Source organism: Paenibacillus sp. GCM10027627 (assembly GCF_042675505.1).
Taxonomy (GTDB): Bacteria; Bacillota; Bacilli; order Paenibacillales; family Paenibacillaceae; genus Pristimantibacillus.
Genome location: NZ_JBHTHB010000009.1, coordinates 59,872 through 80,364, shown reverse-complemented (window position 1 = coordinate 80,364; position 20,493 = coordinate 59,872). Strand labels below are relative to the sequence as shown.

Below are 20,493 nucleotides of genomic sequence, written 5' to 3'. Positions count from 1 at the left end.
TCATTCTCATTATATGGCGAAAAAAAAGCCGCCCTTCCCATATGTTTACCATGAACGAATACTCCAGAACCAAGAACCCGAATTTGACTACACCCCGGATTGTACAGCTCTTGTATGAACGGCGTATGAACTTTAGATTACAAATCGGGACAAACTGCCGCTGCACGGGATTGGAAAAAATGTAATCTGGAATTCATGCTCCGTTCACAATCGAACTGTAAAATCCTATTGAAGTTTCATTGATAATCAATCTCAATAATGTTCGCTTGGAGGCATGGCAAACTTGATAGCAAACATAAGGCGGTGGATGGGGGCTTTATTGTCTGTTCCGCTGCTGGCAGCAATGACGGCAGGATGCGGCACTGACGCAAGCAGCTTTCAAGCTAGCGACAAGGGCGGGACGGAAAGCGCGGTCGTCATAACCGATTTTGCCGATCGCGAAGTCACTCTACATGATCTTCCAAAAAGAATAGTGGCTCTTGGCAATGGAGAGGTCGATATTGTTTACGCGCTTGGCGGCACTTTAGTCGGGAGGCCGGAGGATAATGCAGGACTAATTACGGAAGGGGTCAAAGACGTTCCTGTTGTCGGATCGGCCCATACCGTCAATTTGGAGGAGATAGCGGTTGTCCAGCCAGATGTAGTGCTTGGAAACAACCCAATGAATCTAAACGACATTCCTCTGCTGGAGGGCATCGGCTCAAAGGTTGTACTGACCGAAGCCAATTCTATCGATGATATTCGTCGACAAATTGAGCTGTTCGGCAAGCTGCTGAATAAAGAAGATAAAGCTTCGGAGTTGATTAAGGAGATAGATACCGAACTTGCACAGTGGAAAAACAAGACCCAAAGTCAGCGGCGGGCATTGATCGTGTATGGCGCCCCGGGTACTTTTTTGGCAGCCTTGCCGCAGTCGCTTGCTGGAAATGTGCTGGAGACGGCCGGAGGTGCAAACATCGCGGCGGAGTATGCTAGACTGCAAAACTATCCTAATTACGCGCAATTGAATACGGAGCGGGTGGTGGAATCCGGTCCCGATGTCATTTTTATTATGACTCATGGCAATAAGGAGGATGTTGAAAAAAGCTTCCTCCATGAGATGGAAGGCAATCCCGCTTGGCAGACGGTCCCCGCAGTGCGCGATGGACGGATACACGTTCTGCCGCCGGAACTGTTCGGTATGAACCCCGGCACGCGAATTGCAGAAGCCGTTCATCTGCTTGGGGAGCTGCTGCATTCATGAACGTTCAGGTGAGAAATAAAAGAAGACGGTGGATCGGTTCGGCTCTTCTTCCCTTGTTGGCAGCAGTGTTCTTATATGGGATAGGGAGCGGTTCGGCTTCCATTTCGGTATATGAAATTTGGCTCGCTTTGCTAGGTAAAGGGGATGCCGCTACAGGTTCGATTATTTGGAACTTAAGGCTGCCGAGAGTGTTGGTCGGAATGCTGACAGGTGCATGTCTGGCCGCGTCGGGGGCCCTCTTGCAAGCTGTGATGAAAAATCCGCTTGCCGACCCCGGCGTGATCGGAGTTTCGGCGGGCGGAGGATTGGCAGCCGTAGTAGCCCTTGTCATTTTCCCGCAATTCAGCTTTTTGCTGCCGGGTTTTGCTTTTGCGGGGGCGCTCATTTCGGCGGTAATCATTTATTTGCTGGCATGGGATGGAGGCAGTTCCCCTTCCAAAATCGTACTGGCGGGAATTGCGGTAAGCGCGCTGCTCGGCGGAGTAATGAACGGCATTATGGTGCTGAACAGCGACCGCATTCAGAGCGTATTGCCGTGGCTTGCCGGCGGACTTAGCGGCAGAAGCTGGCCTCATTTCGAGTTTTTGCTTCCGTATGCCGCTGTGGGGCTGGCGCTTGTGCCGTTTGCCGCCAAAACGTCGAATTTGCTTTCATTGGGCGATCAAGCTGCCCAGTCGCTCGGCCAGCATGTGGAACGGCAGCGCTTCTTCATCATAGCGCTGGCATCCTTGCTGGCGGGAGCCGCTGTCAGCGTGGCCGGGCTAGTCGGCTTCGTCGGGCTGATCGTGCCTCATGCCGTGCGTCTGCTGATCGGCGAGGATTACCGCTACCTTCTCCCTTTTTCGATAGTAGGAGGGGCGGTGCTCATGGTCGCGGCCGATACGGCTGCGCGAAGCTGGTTTGATCCTTTGGAGCTTCCGGCCGGTGTATTGCTTGCTTGCATAGGGGCTCCATTTTTCCTCATATTGCTTAAGAAAAGGAGGCTGATTCGGTAATGGCAATCCATATAAGCGAGCTTAGCTACGAGCTTGAAAGATTTAAGCTGCAAGCGGCGGATGTGACAGTGCCAAAAGGGAAAATCACTGCAATTGTCGGCCGCAACGGCTCCGGTAAATCGACTTTGCTGCGCATGATCGCGCGGTTAAGCAAGCCGGGCAAAGGAGCGATCTTTTACGACGGGAAGCCGGGAGAGTCCTATACCAGAAAACAATTTGCGCAAAAGGTTGCCGTGCTAGGCCAGGAAAAAGGCCAAATTCCCGACATCACAGTAAGAGAGCTTGTCGCTTACGGGAGGGCCCCGAAGCAGTCTCTTTTTAAAAGCCGCACCACCAAAGAGGATTGGGAAGCGGTGGATGGAGCCTTGGAGGCGATCGGCATTAGCCACCTAGAGGATCGTATGTTCTTTACTTTGTCGGGAGGGGAGCAGCAGAAAGCACGAATTGCGATGGCGCTCGCCCAACAGTCGGACATTTTGCTGCTCGATGAGCCTACCACCTATCTGGATATGACGCATCAGCTGGAGCTTATGGAAATGCTGCAGCGGCTGAACCGGAAGCTCGGATTAACGATTGTAATGGTGCTTCATGATTTGCAGCAGGCCGCTGCGTTCAGCGAACATTTGATTGCAATGGAAAAAGGGAAAATCGCAGCTAGCGGACCACCCTTAACGATCATTAACCCGCACTTTTTGCTTGATGTATTCGGGGTTGCGGCCAAGGTTGATTTTGGCGGTCCGTATCCTCTCATTATTCCTATATCCCAACATGCCAAGGAGGAGTCTGAAATGGTTATTGTTACGAATGTATCGCAAATTACGAAGGGCAATGGGCAAAAGCTGATCGAGAGGTTCAATCGGGTTGGCAAAGTGGAGGCGATGGAAGGTTTTCTCGGTCTGGAAGTGATGATGACGGAAAATACAAAAGAGTACGATGAAGTAACTGTCAGCACCAAATGGGAAAACAAAGCGGCTTTCCAAGCGTGGACGCGCAGCGAAGCGTTCCGGGAGTCCCATTCGCATCGCCAGACGCCGGAGTACATTCTATCGAACAAAATTGTGTTTTACGATGTAAAGGTTGTACGCGAGCCGCTTGAGAAAGTGGAGCAGAGCGTGCAATAGCTGCCGGGGCTATCGGGAGGCCAACCGTCTCCTGAAGCCCTTTTCCATGTCCAACAGTCAATATCCAACTTTTTCAAATTATATATTGACAAGGGCAGAGAAATATTGGTAGCATGTTTATTGATAATAATTATCATTATCATTGTATTTGATGAGAAGGGAAGGGAATGCGGTGGCGATTCGAATGGCTGTCAGAGGGTTATTTACAGCTTTATTTATATTTTTTTGTGTGGGAGCTGGTGTGGCACTAGCGAAGGAGGTGCCGGGAGACGGAACTTATACGGCTGACTATATCATCTTGCAAGCCGATAACGATAACGTGTCGATGGCGAACGACTATTGGGAGAAGCCGGCAACGATTACGATCAAAGGTGGAAAAGCATCGGTACGGCTGACCATTAATCATAGCGCTTGGGTAACCGAGTTTAAAGTGCCAGGAGGCAGCGGATACATTGATACGAAAGTAGTGTCCACCAACAAAAAAGAGGACAAACGAACGGTCGAGTTTGCGGCCGATGTAACGGGACCGATTATATCCAAAATCCATGTGACCGTGCCGCAAATTGATTATGACCATGACTATACGATCCGTTTAGTTTTTGACTTTGGCAGTTTCAAGCTGGTGAAAAGTGCGGGCGGGGGCACAAAGCCCGAGGCGAGCAGCAAACCTTCCGCATCGGCTAAGCCGGGAACGACAGCAAAACCGACGGCAACACCAACGCAGGGAGCGACAACGAAGCCAGGCAGCACGGCGAAGCCGACAGCAACGCCGAAGCCTGGAGCAACGCCCAAACCAGGAACGACAGCAAAGCCTAGTGCAACGTCCAAACCAGGCAGTACTGCGAAACCGTCTGCCACGCCTAAAGCGGGTTCCACAGTAAAATCGGGAGCAGCGCCAAACACCGCAGCGACCTTAAACTTAGAGTCCAGCTCCAATCAAATGTCTACTGACGGCTCGGGCCCTTTGACTTCAGCTTCCAGCTCAGAAGAGTCTGTTTCCAAGCCTGCACAGTCTTCCTCTACAAAAGCGGTAAAGACGGTTTCTATTGAAACGGCTAATGGCGCAACGGAAGAGAATTCGGAATCCGCAGCCGCAAATGGAGGAGACGGTCAGGAGCCGCCTTCTAGCGGAGAAAAAGGATCGATAGTAGCCGAACAACAAGCTGTGCAAGTAGAGGAAGCCAGTCAAGGCTCGGGGAAAGCAGAGACTCTCCATTCTGCTGCCGGAACAAGTGACGGAGAAACGATTGTGGCTGCCTCGGGAGGGGCAGTAAACGGGGAAACCAAAGCTTCAGGCATGAACAAATGGGCTCCACTCATTGCGGTTCTGTTGCTAGTGGCCGGCGGATTATACGTATGGCGGAAAAAGAGTGCGAGCCGTTAGGCAGCAGGGAGGTTCTCATAGGATGTTGAAACAAGCTTTCAGAAGCGCAGCGCTGTTTACTGCTCTTGTGCTTCTACTAAACGGCTGCGGAGGCGGTGCATCGGCTCCCGCCGCGAAAGAATCAGCACCTGCCGCATCGGCAACGGCCCCCGCTGCAGAGCCGCATCGAATCGTATCGACGACTGTTGCGATTACGCAAATGATGGACCGGCTCGGGATGGATCTTGTCGGTATACCCAAAAGCGTAAAAACATTGCCGGAAAGATACGGGAGCGCAACGAAAGTAGGAAATCCGATGAGCCCTGACATGGAGCTTGTTAAATCGTTAAAGCCTACGGAAGTGCTCTCTGTCACGACGCTGCAATACGATTTGGAGCCTGTATTTGAAAATGCGGGAGTAGAGGCCGAATTCTTGGATTTGACTAGCCTTGAAAGCATGCAGGCGGAAATTAAGAAGCTGGGAGAAAGATACGGCAAGCAAAAGGAAGCCGCTGAAATGGTAAACGAGTACGATGAAAAGCTGAATACAATCCGTGAGGCGACGGAAGGGAAGGAAACGCCAACGGTGCTAATTTTGCTGGGCGTGCCGGGCAGCTATTTGGTGGCAACGGAGCATTCCTATATCGGCGATTTAGTCCGGCTTGTAGGCGGGGTCAACGTCATCCAAGGTGAAAAGGTAGAGTTTCTGGCCTCCAACACGGAACATTTGCAACAGGCGAACCCGGATGTCATTTTGCGCGCTGCGCACGGCATGCCGGAAGAGGTAGTGAAAATGTTCGACGAGGAATTCCGAAAAAACGATATATGGCATCATTTCAAAGCGGTTCAAGAGGGCCGTGTATACGACCTTGAAGAAAAGTTGTTCGGAACGACGGGCAATTTGGCGGTCGGGGAAGCGCTGGAGGCGCTTTTGCCGATGCTCTACCCATAGCCTAGCATTTGCAAAAAGGATAGTGACGAGCTTGAAAAAAACAGGCGTATTTGTGCTAACGGCACTTCTATTGATAGCAACAGCGGTATTTTCCGCGATGACAGGCAGCATTAAGGTTTCTTTTCCGGAGCTGCTGCAAGGCTTGCTCAGCGGCCTTGATGAACAGGTCAATATTATTAAAGACTTGCGGTTTCCGCGAATATTAGTATCGATGTTGGCCGGGGCGGCGCTCGCCGTCTCGGGAGCGCTCTTGCAGGCCGTTATGAAAAATCCGCTTGCGGAGCCCGGCATTATCGGCATTTCTTCCGGAGCGGGATTTGTTTCTCTATTAGTCGTTACTTTGTTTCCGATGCTTTATTTTTGGTCGCCGTTGTTTTCGGTACTGGGAGGGGCGCTCGCTTGTTATCTCGTCTACTCCTTGTCGTGGAAGGCACAGCTGAACCCGCTGAGGCTGCTTCTTGTCGGCATTGCCATTAACGCGACGTTCACTGGGCTTGGGCAATCGTTTAATTATCGGGGGAGCTATGCGGTAACGAGCGTCAACCAAGCAATCTCTTCTATTTTTACGATGAAAACATGGGAGGATGTCTACATTTTGGCGCTATTTGGCGGAGCGGGCCTGCTTCTGGCTCTTTTGCTCGGGCCATGGTGCAATATGCTGGCGTTCAAGGACGAGACTGCCCGCAACTTAGGTCTGAGAGTCGTGCGAGTGAGGCTGATCATATCGGCTGTCGCCGTTCTACTGGCTTCGGTCGCAACCGCGATCGGCGGGCTTATTATGTTTGTCGGCTTGCTCGTTCCCCATATCGGCCGATCGCTCGTCGGCTCCAACTATAAGCTTTTGATTCCATTTTCGGCCGTTGGCGGGGGATTGCTTATTTTGGCTGCGGATACGATTGGCAGGACGGTGCTGGCGCCTGCAGAAATTCCGGCTTCCATTGTAATGGCGGTTATCGGAGGTCCATTTCTTATTGTGATGCTAAAAAGAAGCGACAGCTTGCAAAAGTAGCAAAGGCTAAATTCGCGGCGATCCAAGGGAGGTTTGGAGTAAGGGATGAAGTATTTGCTGATTACAGATGACGATGCCAACAATCGGACCCTGCTTGGGCATTACATGACCAAAGAAGGCTACCGCGTTCTGGAGGCGCAGAACGGCCGCGAAGCGATGGCTGTGCTGGAGAGGCATGCGGTCGATTTGGCGATTTTCGATGTGATGATGCCGGAGGTCGACGGATTCGCTCTATGCGAATATACGCGCAAAAATTACGACATCCCGATTATTTTGCTCACCGCCCGCGATCAGCTGAGCGACAAGGAGCTTGGCTATTTAAAAGGGACGGACGATTATGTCACTAAGCCGTTCGAGCTGCCTGAGCTATTGTTCCGGGTGAAGGCGTTGTTCCGTCGGTATTCTTTTGCCTCCAGCGACAAAATTAGATTAAACCGCATCGTCATTGACCGGAAAAACTATGAAGTGATTGACGGGGACGAGGTGTATTTCCCGCCGCTTAAAGAGTTTGAGCTGCTCGCCCAATTGGCAGAATATCCGGGGAGAGTGTTTTCGCGCGATGAGCTCATTCGCATTATTTGGGGGACGGATTACGGCGGGGACGAGAGAACTGTAGATGTACATATTAAGCGGCTGCGCAAAAGATTTCCTGAACAAGAGCGAGGCTTTGCCATTCAGACAATCCGGGGAATTGGCTACAAGCTAGAGGTATTCGTTTCATGAAATCTCTCTATTTCCGTGTCTTTGTTATTACGATATATACGATTGCAATCAGCAGTTTTGTCGGCTTCTATATTGCAAATGTCTATTATAACGGGGTGCTCAAAACGTATCACGACGCCAAGCTGTCCAAAGTAGCGGAAGCTATTCGAACCCACATCGAGAAGCATCCCGCCGCGATTGGTGATTATTTGCAAAATGCCGCAACGCTAGGATACCAGCTTTATGTACTGGATGGCAAAGGGAATGAACTGTTGTACGGAGGCGAATTCGGCAAGCTTGATCTGAGCACTCAGGCGAAAGAAAGCGTGATGGCCGGCAATAGGTATCACGGCATTGCAGAGTTTCCGCATAAACCTTTTGTGGCGAGTTATTTTGAAAATCGGCTCAGCAATACGGTCGGTGTGCCCGTCACAGCAGGCCCCGACCACTATGCTTTGTTTCTGCGGCATAACACCCGTTTGCAGTTCGACGAGCTGCAGATTTTTTTTGCGCTGATGTTCGCCTTTACCGTGCTGTTCAGCATTCCTTATTTTTTGCTCAGCACGCGTTATTTGGTTCAGCCGATTATTTCTTTGACCGAGGCGACCAAGCGAATAACAGACGGAAATTATCATTTGCGGCTGCCGACGGGGAGGCGGGATGAAATCGGGCAGCTTGCTCTGCACTTTCAACGGATGGCGGCTAAGCTGGAGCGGTCGGACAAGTCGAAAAAAGAGTTTGTAGCGAATGTATCCCATGAAATTCACACCCCGCTTGCTTCGATTCAAGGGTTTGCGGATTCCCTGTTGCAAGAGGAGTTAGATCCGGCGCAAATCCGGCATTATGCCGCTATTATCGGGCAAGAAACGAGGCAGCTTGCGGCGCTTAGCAAACAACTGCTGCTGCTGTCAACCTTGGAGAACAGTCGAGAGGCCATGGAGAGGCGGCATTTCCCCTTGCAGCCGCAAATCAGACGGGCGCTTCAATTGCTGGAGTGGCAGCTGTCGCAAAAGGATATTGCCGTCCGCATGTTGGTTCCAGCGGGCTTGACCGTATACGGCGATGAAGTGCTGCTTATGCAGGTTTGGTCCAACCTGCTCTCCAATGCCGTCAAATACATACCAAGTGACCGTTCCATTCATATAAAAGCTTTTAAAGAGGAGGCTGGCTGTCTGGTTGAAATTTCCGATACAGGAGACGGCATACCCGAGGAGCAGCTTCCTCTGCTGTTTGAGCGGTTTTATAGAGGAGACAGCGCTAGGCAAAGAAATGAAGGCAGTACAGGGCTTGGGCTGTCGATTGTGCAAAAAATTGTTCATCTTCATGGAGGCACGATAGAAGCGGAGAGCCGCGAAGGAGTCGGAACTCTTTTCCGCGTCCGTATTCCGGGGTAGGCTCCAACATGCATAATAAAGGCCCCGCATCAGGAATGCTTGACACCTTGGATAGACGGTCAACTGTCGGATGCTTGGCCCTCGCTCTTTTGCCTCGCAAAGGCCGTGCAGCTTCGCAAGGACATATGGTAGGATGGAAGCATCATGTTATGTTGGCGGAGAGAAGGGGTTATGTGCGGAAGCAACAATTGTTTATTGGAGGAAGGCCTTATGAAGCCGGGCAATACGTGGAGCTGCGCTCTCCTTACTCAGGCGAGATTATCGCTGAAGTAGCGTCGGCGAGCGCTAGGGAGACGGGGGCGGCAATTGCCGCAGCGTATGAAGCGAGGGAGGTCATGCGCCGGATGCCCGCTCACGAGCGGGCGGCCATTTTGGAGCGGGTGGCGGACGGACTGCGCCAGCGCAGGGAAGAAGCGGCGCGCATCATCGCGCTGGAGGCGTCCAAGCCGGTCAAATATGCGCTCGGCGAGGTGGACCGGACGATCCAGACGTATAAGTTCGCAGCCGAAGAAGCAAAGCGGATTCATGGCGAAACGCTGTCGCTGGGCGGCGCTCCAGGGGGCGAAGGCAGGCTCGCCTATACGGTGCGAGAACCGATTGGCGTAGTAGGCGCGATTACTCCGTTTAATTTTCCTATGAATCTGGTAGCTCATAAAGTAGGTCCCGCCATTGCGGCAGGCAATACGGTTGTACTTAAGCCAGCGGCCCAAACTCCGTTGTCCTCTTATTTCATCGGCGAGCTGTTTCAGGAGGCTGGACTGCCGGGAGGAGCGCTGAATATCGTAAGCGGCTCGGGGCGCACAGTGGGTGATCTAATCGTTCAAGACGACCGAATAGCGAAAATTACATTTACCGGCAGTCCCGAGGTTGGAAAAAGCATACGGGCAAAGGCCGGATTAAAACGGGTAACGCTGGAGCTTGGCTCCAATAGCGCCGTTATTGTGGATCGCGATGCCGATGTACAGGCTATCGTGCCGCGCTGCGTAATGGGCGCCTTCTCCAATCAGGGCCAGGTGTGCATTTCGCTGCAAAGGGTATACGTACATGAAGAGGTGTACGAATCGTTTGCTGCGGCATTTTCTGCCGCTGCGACGGAGTTGAAGCTGGGCGATCCGCTTGACCCTGCCGTCGACGTTTCCGCGATGATTTCGGCTCGCGAAGCGGAGCGGGCGCTTGCGTGGATCGCGGAGGCGGAAGCGGCTGGAGCGAGAGTGCTTGCTGGCGGCGGGATGTCGAAGGGCATTTTGATGCCGACTGTTTTAACGGATGCCGGGGATGAGCTGAGCGTGTCGTGCCGGGAAGTTTTTGCCCCCATTGCGGTCATCCATAAAGTGAAGTCTATAGATGAGGCCATTGCGAGAGTCAATCATTCCAGCTATGGCCTACAGGCGGGCATTTATACGAATGGGCTGCAAAATGCGCTTAAGGCAGCGGAGGAGCTTCATGTCGGCGGCGTCATGATCAACGATATTCCAACGTTTAGGGTCGATCAGATGCCGTATGGTGGGGTGAAAGAAAGCGGTTTGGGCCGTGAAGGCGTCAAATATGCGCTAGAAGAAATGACTGAACTTAAGCTTATTGTTATAAGTAAGGGTTTTTAAGGTATAAATGAGGCGGCAGCGCACCAAGCTAGATACTAGCGGTGGGCTGTTTCTTTTATGTCGCCAAGTAGTCAGAAAATTTCAACGATATCATCTTGACCTCCGGAAAATTTTGCGTATAATAAAATCAAAGTCAAAGAAAGTCAAAGTCAATTGATGAGGATTGCTGTTTTATCCTAGCAGACTGCTGGCTTTCGAATGATGATGAATCAGGGAGGTTGGTGATTTGCGTAACATTTCCGATCTCATTGAGCAGTACTTGAAGCATATGCTGGAAGGCAGCGACGAGGGAGCTGTCGAGATTCAAAGAAACGATTTGGCGGATAAGTTTTCATGCGTCCCGTCGCAAATCAACTATGTCATCAGTACCCGGTTTACGCTGGAGAAGGGTTACATGGTGGAAAGCAAGCGCGGAGGCGGAGGCTATATCCGAATTCAACGGGTGGATCTTCCGGCACTGAAGACGATTCAATACCATATCGAACAAACGATTGGGGAAAGCGTCGACCAGAATACAGCCGAAGGGTTGATTTATCAGCTTGAAGAAGCCCAGCTTATATCCAAGCGGGAAGGAAATTTGCTGAGAAGCGCTATCCACCGGGATACGATTGCGTTAATGCTGCCGGTACGCGACGAAATACGGGCGAGGCTGCTAAAGTCCATGCTCATCTCGCTGCTGGTCAAATAGGAAGGAGGAACCAGGCTTTGTACTGCCAAGAATGCGGCAAAAGGCCGGCTACACTTCATTTTACGAAAATTGTGAATGGCGAGAAGACGGAGTTTCATATTTGCGAAAGCTGCGCCCGCGAAAGGGGCGAAGGCATTCCCGGCACTCCGAACAGCTTTTCGATCCACAGCCTGCTGTCGGGGCTTCTCGATTTTAACGCGATTGGCAACGGGTCTCCTATTAGCAATGCGACCCCACAGCCGATTAGATGCGAGGAGTGCGGTCTAACCTATACGCAATTCAGCAAAATTGGAAGGTTTGGTTGCAGTTCCTGCTATAAAGCGTTCGCCGACCGGCTCGATCCGCTGCTGAAGCGGGTTCACAGCAGCACTGTACACAGCGGAAAAATTCCTAAGCGATCCGGTAATCTGATCCAGTGCAAACGGGAGATTGACGGTCTTCGCAGAGATATGCAAACGTATATTGAGCAAGAAGAATTCGAAAGCGCGGCGGAGCTGCGGGACCGAATTCGCGAGCTCGAACGAAAGCTCGCCGAGCTATAGCGATAGCATAGGCGTAAAGGAGGGGTTCCCTTGACGAAGCATCGGTTTTCGCAGGATGCGCTAAGCGATTGGATGAGGGGCACGGGTTCCGACTCCGATGTCGTCATTAGCAGCAGAGTGCGCGTTGCGCGAAATTTGCGCCATCAGCCGTTCCCTATGCTGGCAACCAGCCAGCAAGCGGCGGAGGTGCTAGAGCAGCTTACGGAAGTGGGGCGTTCGGGCTTGCTGGACACTTACGGCAGCTTTGAAACGATTTTGCTCTCCGATCTAAGCGAGCTGGAGAAGCGGGTACTCGTGGAGAAGCATCTCATCAGTCCCAATTTGGCGAACGAATCGCGCGGCGGAGCTGTTATTTTGAGCGACAATGAAGCCGTCAGCATTATGATTAACGAAGAAGACCATTTGCGCATCCAATGTTTATATCCTGGCTTTCAAATTGGCGAGGCATGGACGTTGGCTAGCGGAATTGACGATATTTTTGAGGAACAAGCAGACTACGCCTTTGATGAAAAACGGGGATACTTGACGACTTGCCCCACCAATGTGGGAACGGGCATAAGGGCATCGGTCATGATGCATTTGCCGGCGCTTGTGTTTACACAGCAAATTAACCGGATTTTGACAGCCGTTTCGCAGGTAGGTCTGGCGGTTAGAGGATTATATGGGGAAGGCAGCGAAGCTTTAGGGAATCTATTCCAAATCTCCAATCAAGTTACGCTTGGCCAATCGGAGGAAGAAATTATTGAAAACCTCCATGGCGTAGCGAAACAAATTATCGAGCACGAGCGTGCGGCGCGCAAGCGGCTGCTGGAGGAATCGCGTATTCGCATAGAGGATCGGGTCAAACGATCGTTTGGCATTTTGTCCCATGCGGCGATTATGGATTCCAAGGAGGCGGCGCAGCGGCTGTCGGACATTAGGCTTGGGGCGGATTTGGGGATATTGCAAGGAGTTACGCCGCAAGTGTTGAACGAGCTGCTCGTTATGACCCAGCCGGGATTTTTGCAGCAGACTTTTGACGAAAAGATGAGCCCGGAGCAAAGGGACTACCGCAGAGCGGAATTAATACGGACCCAATTAAGGGGCCAAAACGATCATGGGGGTGTTGAACAATGATGTTCGGGAGATTTACGGAGCGGGCACAAAAAGTGTTGGCGCTAGCGCAGGAGGAAGCGGTACGCCTAGGTCACAACAATATTGGCACGGAGCATATATTGCTTGGATTGATTCGAGAAGGGGAAGGCATTGCAGCTAAAGCGCTGACGGGACTTGGTCTCGGCCTCGAAAAAATTCAGGATGAAGTAGAAGCTTTGATCGGCCGCGGTCAAGAACAGCCAAACAACATTGCCTACACGCCAAGAGCGAAAAAGGTGATCGAGCTTTCCATGGATGAAGCCAGAAAGCTGGGCCATACTTATGTCGGCACGGAGCATATTTTGCTTGGTCTCATCCGCGAAGGAGAAGGGGTAGCGGCTCGCGTCCTGAACAATTTGGGCATCAGCCTGAATAAGGCGCGTCAGCAAGTGCTGCAGTTGCTTGGCAGCAGCGAAGCGATTTCCAGCAATCACGGCTCGCAAGCGAATGTGAGCACGCCAACGCTAGACGGACTGGCTAGAGACTTAACCGCCTATGCGAAGGAAGGCAACCTCGATCCCGTTATCGGGCGCAGCAAAGAAATCGAGCGTGTCATTCAGGTGCTTAGCCGTCGTACGAAAAACAATCCGGTCCTTATCGGGGAGCCGGGCGTCGGTAAAACCGCGATCGCGGAAGGATTGGCGCAAAAAATTATTAACAACGAAATTCCAGAGACGCTGCGCGACAAGCGCGTTATGACGCTGGATATGGGGTCCGTTGTGGCGGGCACCAAATACCGCGGTGAGTTCGAGGACCGTTTGAAAAAAATTATGGACGAAATTCGTCAAGCCGGAAACATCATTTTGTTCATTGACGAGCTGCATACGCTTATTGGTGCTGGCGGTGCGGAAGGTGCGATTGACGCTTCTAACATTTTGAAACCGGCTCTGGCGCGCGGCGAGCTTCAATGCATTGGCGCAACTACGCTGGACGAATATCGCAAATATATTGAAAAGGATGCCGCGCTCGAGCGCCGCTTCCAGCCAATTACGGTAGATCAACCTTCGGTGGAAGAAGCGATTCAAATTCTCCACGGCTTGCGCGATCGTTATGAAGCCCATCATCGCGTCAAAATTACGGATGAATCCATCGAGCAGGCAGTTAAGCTTTCGGATCGTTATATAACGGATCGTTTCTTGCCTGACAAGGCGATCGATTTGATTGACGAAGCCAGCTCCAAAGTAAGGCTGAATTCGTATACGGTTCCGCCGAACTTGAAGCAATTGGAAAACCGTCTGGAGGACATTCGCAAAGAGAAGGATGCGGCCGTTCAAAGCCAAGAGTTTGAAAAGGCAGCTGCGCTACGCGATACGGAGCAAAAAATTCGTGAAGAACTCGATATAACCAAAAACCAGTGGAAAGAAAAGCAAGGCCGCACCGATTCTGAGGTAACGCCGGAAGATATCGCTCAGGTCGTGGCAAGCTGGACCGGCATTCCAGTCAGCAAGCTAGCGGAAGAGGAGACGGAGCGCCTGCTTAAGATGGAGTCGATCTTGCATGATCGCGTTATCGGTCAAGAAGAAGCGGTGAAATCTGTATCGCGTGCTATCCGGCGCGCAAGAGCAGGGCTGAAAGATCCGAAACGTCCCATCGGCTCGTTTATTTTCTTAGGTCCTACCGGCGTTGGTAAAACCGAGCTGGCCCGTGCGCTCGCAGAAGCGATGTTCGGAGATGAAAATGCGGTTATCCGCATCGATATGTCGGAATACATGGAGAAGCACTCTACTTCCAGATTGGTAGGGGCGCCTCCGGGATATGTCGGCTATGAAGAAGGTGGCCAACTGACGGAAAAAGTACGCCGCAAGCCGTACTCCGTAGTATTGCTGGATGAGATTGAGAAGGCTCACCCGGAAGTGTTCAACATTTTGCTGCAAGTGCTGGAAGACGGCAGGCTGACGGATTCCAAAGGCCGTGTTGTCGACTTCCGCAACACGTTGATCATCATGACGTCGAACGTTGGCGCCGATCAAATCAAGAAAAATTCGTCGCTGGGCTTTACGGCAGTGCAGGATGCGGGCCGCGACTTCTCGCTTATGAAGGACAAAGTGATGGCCGAGTTGAAAAAGTCGTTCCGTCCAGAGTTCCTGAACCGGATCGACGAAACGATCGTTTTCCACTCGTTGGGCGAAGAGCATATTGCTCAAATCGTGACACTTATGTCCGACGAGCTTCGCAAGCGGCTGCGCGAGCAGCAAGTCGACTTTACGCTTTCCGAAGCGGCGAAAAACTTCCTCGCGAAGGAAGGTTATGACCCGCAATACGGCGCTCGCCCTCTACGCCGGGCTATTCAAAAGCATATCGAGGACCGCTTGTCCGAAGATTTGCTGATGGGTCTGATTCAAAAAGGCGACTCCTTCACCATCGACGAAAAGGACGGCGCTTTAGTCGTCACCAAATCGCTGAGGGAGTCAGCGCAGGAAGAAGAGTCGGCAACTAAGTAAATAGGAAAATGAGTTAATGGATTCAGGATGTTTATTCTTTAAAATAGAAGTGGCGCTGTACGGGATGTGATCCCTTTCAGCGCCACTTTTTTATTAGTATGGGTGAGCTTTTATTGGCGGGGGGTTTAGTTGAAGCGTGTAGTATCGTGAAAAATCGCTAAATGGTCCAATGAGGGCTAACTGAGTCATTTAGTGTTGCCAAAAACCACTAAATGGTTCAAAGGGGGCAAACTGAGTCATTTAGTATCGCCAAAAACCATTAAATGGATCAGAGAGGGCTAACTGAGTCATTTAGTGTTGCCAAAAACCACTAAATGGTTTAAAGGGAGCTAACTGAGTCATTTAGTGTTGCCAAAAACCACTAAATGGTTCAAAGGGGGCAAACTGAGTCATTTAGTATCGCCACAAACCACTAAATGGTTCAAAGGGGGCAAACTGAGTCATTTAGTATCGCCACAAACCACTAAATGGTTTAAAGGGGGCAAACTGAGTCATTTAGTGTTACCAAAAACCACTAAATGGTTTAAAGGGGGCAAACTGAGTCATTTAGTGTTACCAAAAACCACTAAATGGTTCAAAGGAGGCTAACCGAGGCGTTTAGTATCGCCAAAAACCACTAAATGGTTCAAAGGGGGCAAACTGAGTCATTTAGTGTTGCCACAAACCACTATTTGTGTGAAACAACATCAGACATGCATTGTGTGAAAATAGCTATATTTATTTAACGCTTTTTAAATATAGATTTTGAATCTGAGCTAATAATAATTAAGGTTAATCATGCGAGTGAGCTCCGATATTTTGCTGGCACATTAACAACACATTTCAATTAGCATAAGGAATGAAATATGAAGCCACACAAAAAAACGGTGAAATTATGCAAAAAATAAAACAAGAGCAACTCTGTCTTAAATCAAGCTCTTAAAAAATCAAAGTGAACTTCAATGTCTAAAGGCATGGTGCATTTGAACTGCGAAATTAATCGTTTACCCCGCCAAATCCGATAATGAAAGAAACAAAATCGCGGCAAACTATAGTGTACTTGTTCATTTTTGTACAAACTACAGCTTTAATCGGTCGGAATATAATGGTAAACTTTGAGTATCAGTTTTATGTTCAAAATGAATGTCATTTAGATGTAGCTTCATAACATTAAGTATGTGGTCCCCTAAATGTAGGGATGTAATTTCTTAGATTCAGGTTCGATGCAAAATCAAAACTTTTTATAAGTTTAAATCCAATTTAGTTTAATGGTAAGATAAAATAAAGTTACAAATGATTTGAAGTTCGGATAATAAAGAACGAAAGAAAAAGAACGAAAGAAAAAGAACAAATAAGAAAGAACAAATAAAAAGAACGAATGAAAAAATTCAGATAAAAAAGTTCAGATAAAAAAGCTCGGGTAAAAGGAGTTCGGCATGGCCAAAATCAAATTGAAGTTTGTATGCACGGAATGCGGCGCCGAATCGCCGAAATGGCTGGGCAAATGTCCGGGCTGTCATGAATGGAACACGATGGTGGAGGAAAAGGAAACGGTCGTCAAAACAAAAGGAGTCGGTCTATCGTCGTTTCTGACGAAAGAAAAGCCTCAATCCATCATACACATAGAAAGTGGGCAAGAACCGCGAATCGAAACAAGAATGGGGGAGCTTAATCGTGTCCTCGGCGGAGGCGTTGTGCCAGGCTCGCTTATTTTGGTGGGCGGGGACCCTGGCATCGGCAAGTCGACGCTGCTGCTGCAAACTTCCCATGCTCTTGCATCAAAGGGACTGAAGGTGCTCTACATTTCGGGAGAGGAATCGGTGCGGCAAACGAAGCTGAGAGCCGACCGGCTGGGGGCGCTTACGGAAACTTTGTTCGTATTGTGCGAGACCAATATGGAGCAAGTTAACGATGCGATCGAATCGGTGCAGCCGGATTTTCTAGTCATTGACTCCATCCAAACGGTTTACGATCCGAGAGTTGAATCGGCTCCGGGCAGTGTTTCCCAAGTACGCGAATGCACGGCCCATTTTATGAGAGTCGCCAAGATTAAAGGAATTGCAACGGTGCTGGTCGGCCATGTGACGAAAGAGGGAGCAATCGCAGGGCCTAGGCTGCTGGAGCATATGGTGGATTGCGTGCTTTATTTTGAAGGTGAGCGCCATCATACCTATCGACTGCTTCGTGCGGTAAAAAATCGGTTTGGCTCTACAAACGAAATCGGCATTTTCGAAATGGGCGAGGATGGGCTCAGAGAAGTGTCCAACCCTTCCGAGTTGTTCCTGTCGGAGAGGCCGCTTGGCGTGTCGGGTTCGACGGTCGTAGCCAGCATGGAGGGAACGCGCCCTGTGCTCGTAGAGCTGCAAGCTCTTGTAGCTACAACCAACTTTCCTTCGCCACGACGGATGTCCACGGGGATCGATCATCATCGGATGGCGCTTATTATTGCCGTTTTGGAAAAGCGCAACGGCATGTTTCTGCAAACGCAGGACGCCTATCTCAATGTGGCGGGCGGAGTTAAGCTCGATGAGCCTGCGGTTGATTTAGCGGCAGCGGTAAGCCTGGCCTCTAGTTTCAGGGACGCTCCGACGAAGCCATACGACGTTATTTTTGGAGAGGTCGGCTTAACGGGCGAAGTTCGGGCGGTATCGCGAGCGGAGCAGAGGGTGAAGGAAGCGGAGAAGTTAGGTTTCAAAAGGGTCATTATGCCGGAGAAAAGCCTCAAAGGCTGGAAAGCGCCGGCTGGCATTGAAATTATCGGAGTAAACACCGTAGCGGAAGCGCTGAAAGCGGCGCTTGGATAGGGGGGCAATAGATGAAAGAACCGACTCAACAAGAAGTGATGAATCAGCTTTTGCAGTTAGTTGCGCCAGGCACCCCTTTTCGCGGAGGGCTGGAAAATGTATTGCGGGCAAAAACCGGCGCTTTAATCGTAGTAGGCTACAGCCCGGAAGTGATGGAAGTGGTGGACGGAGGATTCTCCATCAACTGCGATTTTTCACCCAACTATTTATATGAGCTGGCCAAAATGGACGGGGCTATCATTATGAGCGAAGATATGCGGCGCATTTTGTATGCGAACACGCAATTGATTCCGAACAGCTCCATTCCGTCCATCGAAACGGGAATCCGTCACCGGACGGCGGAGCGGGTCGCAAAGCAAACCGGGAAGCTCGTTGTCTCCATTTCGCAGCGCAGAAACGTAATAACGCTCTACCAAGGCAATTTGCGTTATTCGCTTAAAGAAATCGGCGTCATCTTGGCTAAGGCTAATCAGGCTATCCAAACCCTAGAGAAATACAAAGCGGTTTTAAGCCAATCGCTGACGAATTTGTCTGCTCTTGAGTTTGAGGAACTGGTCACCTTGCAAGAGGTCGCTCATGTTATCCAGCGCGTCGAAATGGTACTCCGCATCAAAACGGAGATCAATCGCTACATAAATGAGCTTGGAACAGAAGGCCGATTGATCAGCATGCAAATGGAGGAATTGGTAGACGGGGTGGAGGAGGACGGCTGGTTCCTTCTCAAAGATTACGCCAAAGACAATTCCGACGAAAAAATTCGAGAAATCCGTCTCGGGCTCAAAAAGCTTAGCTCGGATGAACTGCTTGACGCCTCGCCAATCGTGCGTTTGATCGGTTATTCCCATACCAATAACATGGCGGATGAAGCTGTGCTTCCTAGAGGTTACCGCTTGCTGAACAAAATTCCAAGATTGCCGGTCACAATCATGCATAACTTGATCGAGCGCTTCCAGAGGCTGCCGCATATTTTGATGGCCACTATTGAAGAATTGGATGAAGTCGACGGAATTGGCGAAGTTCGCGCAAGGGCGATCAAAGAAGGTCTAAAGCGGATTAAGGAACAGATGTTCATTGACAGGCAAATTTAAATCCCATACAATTGATAGAATGTGTTCCAGACATTGTCCGGCAAATGGAGACTGGCATTGGGGCATAGTAGAGAAGAGGTGGAAAAGATGATCGCAAAATCGATACCGAGCCTTCTCACGGTTGGTAATTTATTTCTGGGCGTTATAGCCATCATAATGGTATTTAACGAAAAGCCGTCGCTTGCGGCGATGATGGTTCTGATCGCGATGCTTTTGGATGGCGTAGACGGCAGAGTCGCCCGCGCGCTCAACGCGCAAAGCGAATTCGGCAAGGAACTGGATTCCTTATCCGACGTCATTTCGTTTGGTGTAGCTCCGGCATTTATAATGTATGTAGTGGCGTTTCAAGATTTGAGCCCAGCGCTCGCTTGGACGGTTACCGCCATTTTCCCGATATGCGGCGCGCTTCGTCTGGCCCGTTTCAACGTCATTACGAGCAACGCGGGATATTTTATCGGATTGCCGATTCCGGCAGCCGGCGGCGTTTTGGCGACAATGGCTTTGTTTAAAGACCAGATTCCCGTTTCCGTTTTGTTAACGAGCACACTCGTCCTGTCCTTCCTTATGGTCAGCACGATACGATATCCCAATTTCAAGAAGGTGGGCATTCCCCGCAGCGCCATTTGGGTCATACCGCTTATTGTCGTAATTTCTGTTGTATTGGGACTTTTGTTTGAGCATCAATTGTCGAAAATTTTATTTGTCCCGCTGCTTTTGTATGCTCTTTATGGCTTAAAAAAAAACGTTGATCGTCGATTGCCTAAACGTTCGCGCAAGCGCGGCGACCTAAACGACAACAACTCGGAAGAGTCCGTAAAAAACGAAAAGCCGGCATAAATGCCGGTCCCATAAAAAAGAACGTTCCCCGCCACGCTGTGGCGAGTGGAACGTTCTTTTTTTCATTATAGGTAAGTATGATTGTCGTCTGCTACGTTAGATTGAATAAGCCAAGTGTGGAGCACTTGTCATATTCGTCTGCAACTACCTCGTCGAGTCGGATGTTCAACTGGTTGCATAAAGCGGTGATGTAAAACAAGTTGCGTCCAAGCTCGGTCTTCAGCGCTTCATTGCAATGTTCGCACAGTTCACCGGCAAGATGGTTCTGCAACGTTTGCTTGGCGTTTTGAAGATCAGGCGAGTCTGAGTATTCCTGCTTGCGGGCATTCAGTTCGATACAGCCGCAGTCTGTTACTGCTTTCGTTACCGCACGATTGACGGCGGCGCCTGACTGCCCCATTTTGGACAATACGTCAAGCAAGCTGCGGTGCCTTAGAAGCAATTCCGATACTTGTTGCTGGAACCGTTCCAACGTTGGAGCATCATTCATGGATTCCACTTTGTTCACCTACCCTGTAGAAGTAATGTCTCTTTTATTATAATGCCAAGGGCCATTGTTTTCCACATGACATAAGATATTGAACATTTTACCTATTGCGA

Annotated in this window: 17 protein-coding genes; 16 read left to right on the top strand and 1 reads right to left on the bottom strand. The window is 50.3% G+C overall.

Annotated elements, in window-relative coordinates; all coding sequences use genetic code 11:
• Positions 1-283 precede the first annotated feature (283 nt).
• The 16 genes from ACFQZE_RS23100 to pssA all read left to right on the top strand — a co-directional run bounded on the left by ACFQZE_RS23100 (position 284) and on the right by pssA (position 19,893).
• Positions 284-1,243 (top strand): ABC transporter substrate-binding protein, encoded by a 960-nt coding sequence (locus ACFQZE_RS23100; protein WP_379361560.1) that lies wholly within the window; start codon positions 284-286, stop codon positions 1,241-1,243.
• Positions 1,240-2,238: a FecCD family ABC transporter permease gene (locus tag ACFQZE_RS23095; protein WP_379361558.1), complete on the top strand. Its 999-nt coding sequence runs from the start codon at positions 1,240-1,242 to the stop codon at positions 2,236-2,238. Before ACFQZE_RS23100 ends, ACFQZE_RS23095 begins: the two co-directional genes overlap by 4 nt.
• Positions 2,238-3,359, top strand: coding sequence for a heme oxygenase (gene isdG / locus ACFQZE_RS23090; RefSeq protein WP_379361556.1), 1,122 nt, complete (start codon positions 2,238-2,240; stop codon positions 3,357-3,359). The genes ACFQZE_RS23095 and isdG overlap by 1 nt, the downstream gene beginning before the upstream one ends.
• 151 nt (positions 3,360-3,510) lie before the next feature.
• Positions 3,511-4,743 (top strand): heme uptake protein IsdC, encoded by a 1,233-nt coding sequence (gene isdC / locus ACFQZE_RS23085; protein ID WP_379361554.1) that lies wholly within the window; start codon positions 3,511-3,513, stop codon positions 4,741-4,743.
• Positions 4,744-4,765: 22 nt separating this feature from the next.
• Entirely contained in the window at positions 4,766-5,674 is a 909-nt protein-coding gene (isdE, locus tag ACFQZE_RS23080) for a heme ABC transporter substrate-binding protein IsdE (protein WP_379361552.1), read from the top strand.
• Between the two features lie 31 nt (positions 5,675-5,705).
• Complete coding sequence (locus ACFQZE_RS23075; protein ID WP_379361550.1) at positions 5,706-6,683, top strand: FecCD family ABC transporter permease; 978 nt, start codon at positions 5,706-5,708, stop codon at positions 6,681-6,683.
• Between the two features lie 45 nt (positions 6,684-6,728).
• Complete coding sequence (locus tag ACFQZE_RS23070) at positions 6,729-7,406, top strand: response regulator transcription factor (protein WP_379361548.1); 678 nt, start codon at positions 6,729-6,731, stop codon at positions 7,404-7,406.
• Complete coding sequence (locus tag ACFQZE_RS23065) at positions 7,403-8,779, top strand: sensor histidine kinase (protein ID WP_379361546.1); 1,377 nt, start codon at positions 7,403-7,405, stop codon at positions 8,777-8,779. The genes ACFQZE_RS23070 and ACFQZE_RS23065 overlap by 4 nt, the downstream gene beginning before the upstream one ends.
• A gap of 149 nt (positions 8,780-8,928) precedes the next feature.
• Positions 8,929-10,380 (top strand): aldehyde dehydrogenase family protein, encoded by a 1,452-nt coding sequence (locus tag ACFQZE_RS23060; protein WP_379361576.1) that lies wholly within the window; start codon positions 8,929-8,931, stop codon positions 10,378-10,380.
• 226 nt (positions 10,381-10,606) lie between these two features.
• Entirely contained in the window at positions 10,607-11,068 is a 462-nt protein-coding gene (locus ACFQZE_RS23055) for a CtsR family transcriptional regulator (RefSeq protein WP_379361544.1), read from the top strand.
• A 17-nt stretch (positions 11,069-11,085) separates the two neighbouring features.
• A complete protein-coding gene (mcsA, locus tag ACFQZE_RS23050; RefSeq protein ID WP_379361542.1) occupies positions 11,086-11,610 on the top strand; it encodes a protein-arginine kinase activator protein McsA in 525 nt (174 codons plus the stop codon).
• A gap of 30 nt (positions 11,611-11,640) precedes the next feature.
• Positions 11,641-12,726: a protein-arginine kinase McsB gene (mcsB, locus tag ACFQZE_RS23045; RefSeq protein ID WP_379361540.1), complete on the top strand. Its 1,086-nt coding sequence runs from the start codon at positions 11,641-11,643 to the stop codon at positions 12,724-12,726.
• Positions 12,723-15,185 (top strand): ATP-dependent protease ATP-binding subunit ClpC, encoded by a 2,463-nt coding sequence (clpC, locus tag ACFQZE_RS23040; protein WP_379361538.1) that lies wholly within the window; start codon positions 12,723-12,725, stop codon positions 15,183-15,185. The genes mcsB and clpC overlap by 4 nt, the downstream gene beginning before the upstream one ends.
• Positions 15,186-16,600: 1,415 nt before the next feature.
• Entirely contained in the window at positions 16,601-17,968 is a 1,368-nt protein-coding gene (radA, locus tag ACFQZE_RS23035; RefSeq protein ID WP_379361536.1) for a DNA repair protein RadA, read from the top strand.
• A gap of 11 nt (positions 17,969-17,979) precedes the next feature.
• Entirely contained in the window at positions 17,980-19,056 is a 1,077-nt protein-coding gene (gene disA, locus ACFQZE_RS23030; RefSeq protein ID WP_379361534.1) for a DNA integrity scanning diadenylate cyclase DisA, read from the top strand.
• 87 nt (positions 19,057-19,143) lie between these two features.
• Complete coding sequence (gene pssA / locus ACFQZE_RS23025; RefSeq protein WP_379361532.1) at positions 19,144-19,893, top strand: CDP-diacylglycerol--serine O-phosphatidyltransferase; 750 nt, start codon at positions 19,144-19,146, stop codon at positions 19,891-19,893.
• A 91-nt stretch (positions 19,894-19,984) separates the two neighbouring features.
• On the opposite strand, the gene ACFQZE_RS23020 is transcribed toward pssA, so the two are convergent.
• The gene (locus ACFQZE_RS23020; protein WP_379361574.1) at positions 19,985-20,383 is read right to left on the bottom strand and encodes a nucleoside triphosphate pyrophosphohydrolase family protein; all 399 of its coding nucleotides are present in this window, start codon (positions 20,381-20,383) and stop codon (positions 19,985-19,987) included.
• Between the last annotated feature and the right edge of the window lie 110 nt (positions 20,384-20,493).

Excerpts from the sequence above, each read along its gene's own strand:
- pssA (WP_379361532.1), top strand. The coding sequence starts at position 19,144 with ATGATCGCAAAATCGATACCGAGCCTTCTCACGGTTGGTAATTTATTT.
- disA (WP_379361534.1), top strand. The coding sequence starts at position 17,980 with ATGAAAGAACCGACTCAACAAGAAGTGATGAATCAGCTTTTGCAGTTA.
- ACFQZE_RS23020 (WP_379361574.1), bottom strand. The coding sequence starts at position 20,383 with ATGAATGATGCTCCAACGTTGGAACGGTTCCAGCAACAAGTATCGGAA.
- isdG (WP_379361556.1), top strand. The coding sequence starts at position 2,238 with ATGGCAATCCATATAAGCGAGCTTAGCTACGAGCTTGAAAGATTTAAG.
- ACFQZE_RS23070 (WP_379361548.1), top strand. The coding sequence starts at position 6,729 with ATGAAGTATTTGCTGATTACAGATGACGATGCCAACAATCGGACCCTG.
- ACFQZE_RS23065 (WP_379361546.1), top strand. The coding sequence starts at position 7,403 with ATGAAATCTCTCTATTTCCGTGTCTTTGTTATTACGATATATACGATT.
- isdE (WP_379361552.1), top strand. The coding sequence starts at position 4,766 with ATGTTGAAACAAGCTTTCAGAAGCGCAGCGCTGTTTACTGCTCTTGTG.
- ACFQZE_RS23060 (WP_379361576.1), top strand. The coding sequence starts at position 8,929 with ATGTTGGCGGAGAGAAGGGGTTATGTGCGGAAGCAACAATTGTTTATT.
- clpC (WP_379361538.1), top strand. The coding sequence starts at position 12,723 with ATGATGTTCGGGAGATTTACGGAGCGGGCACAAAAAGTGTTGGCGCTA.
- ACFQZE_RS23095 (WP_379361558.1), top strand. The coding sequence starts at position 1,240 with ATGAACGTTCAGGTGAGAAATAAAAGAAGACGGTGGATCGGTTCGGCT.
- radA (WP_379361536.1), top strand. The coding sequence starts at position 16,601 with ATGGCCAAAATCAAATTGAAGTTTGTATGCACGGAATGCGGCGCCGAA.
- isdC (WP_379361554.1), top strand. The coding sequence starts at position 3,511 with ATGAGAAGGGAAGGGAATGCGGTGGCGATTCGAATGGCTGTCAGAGGG.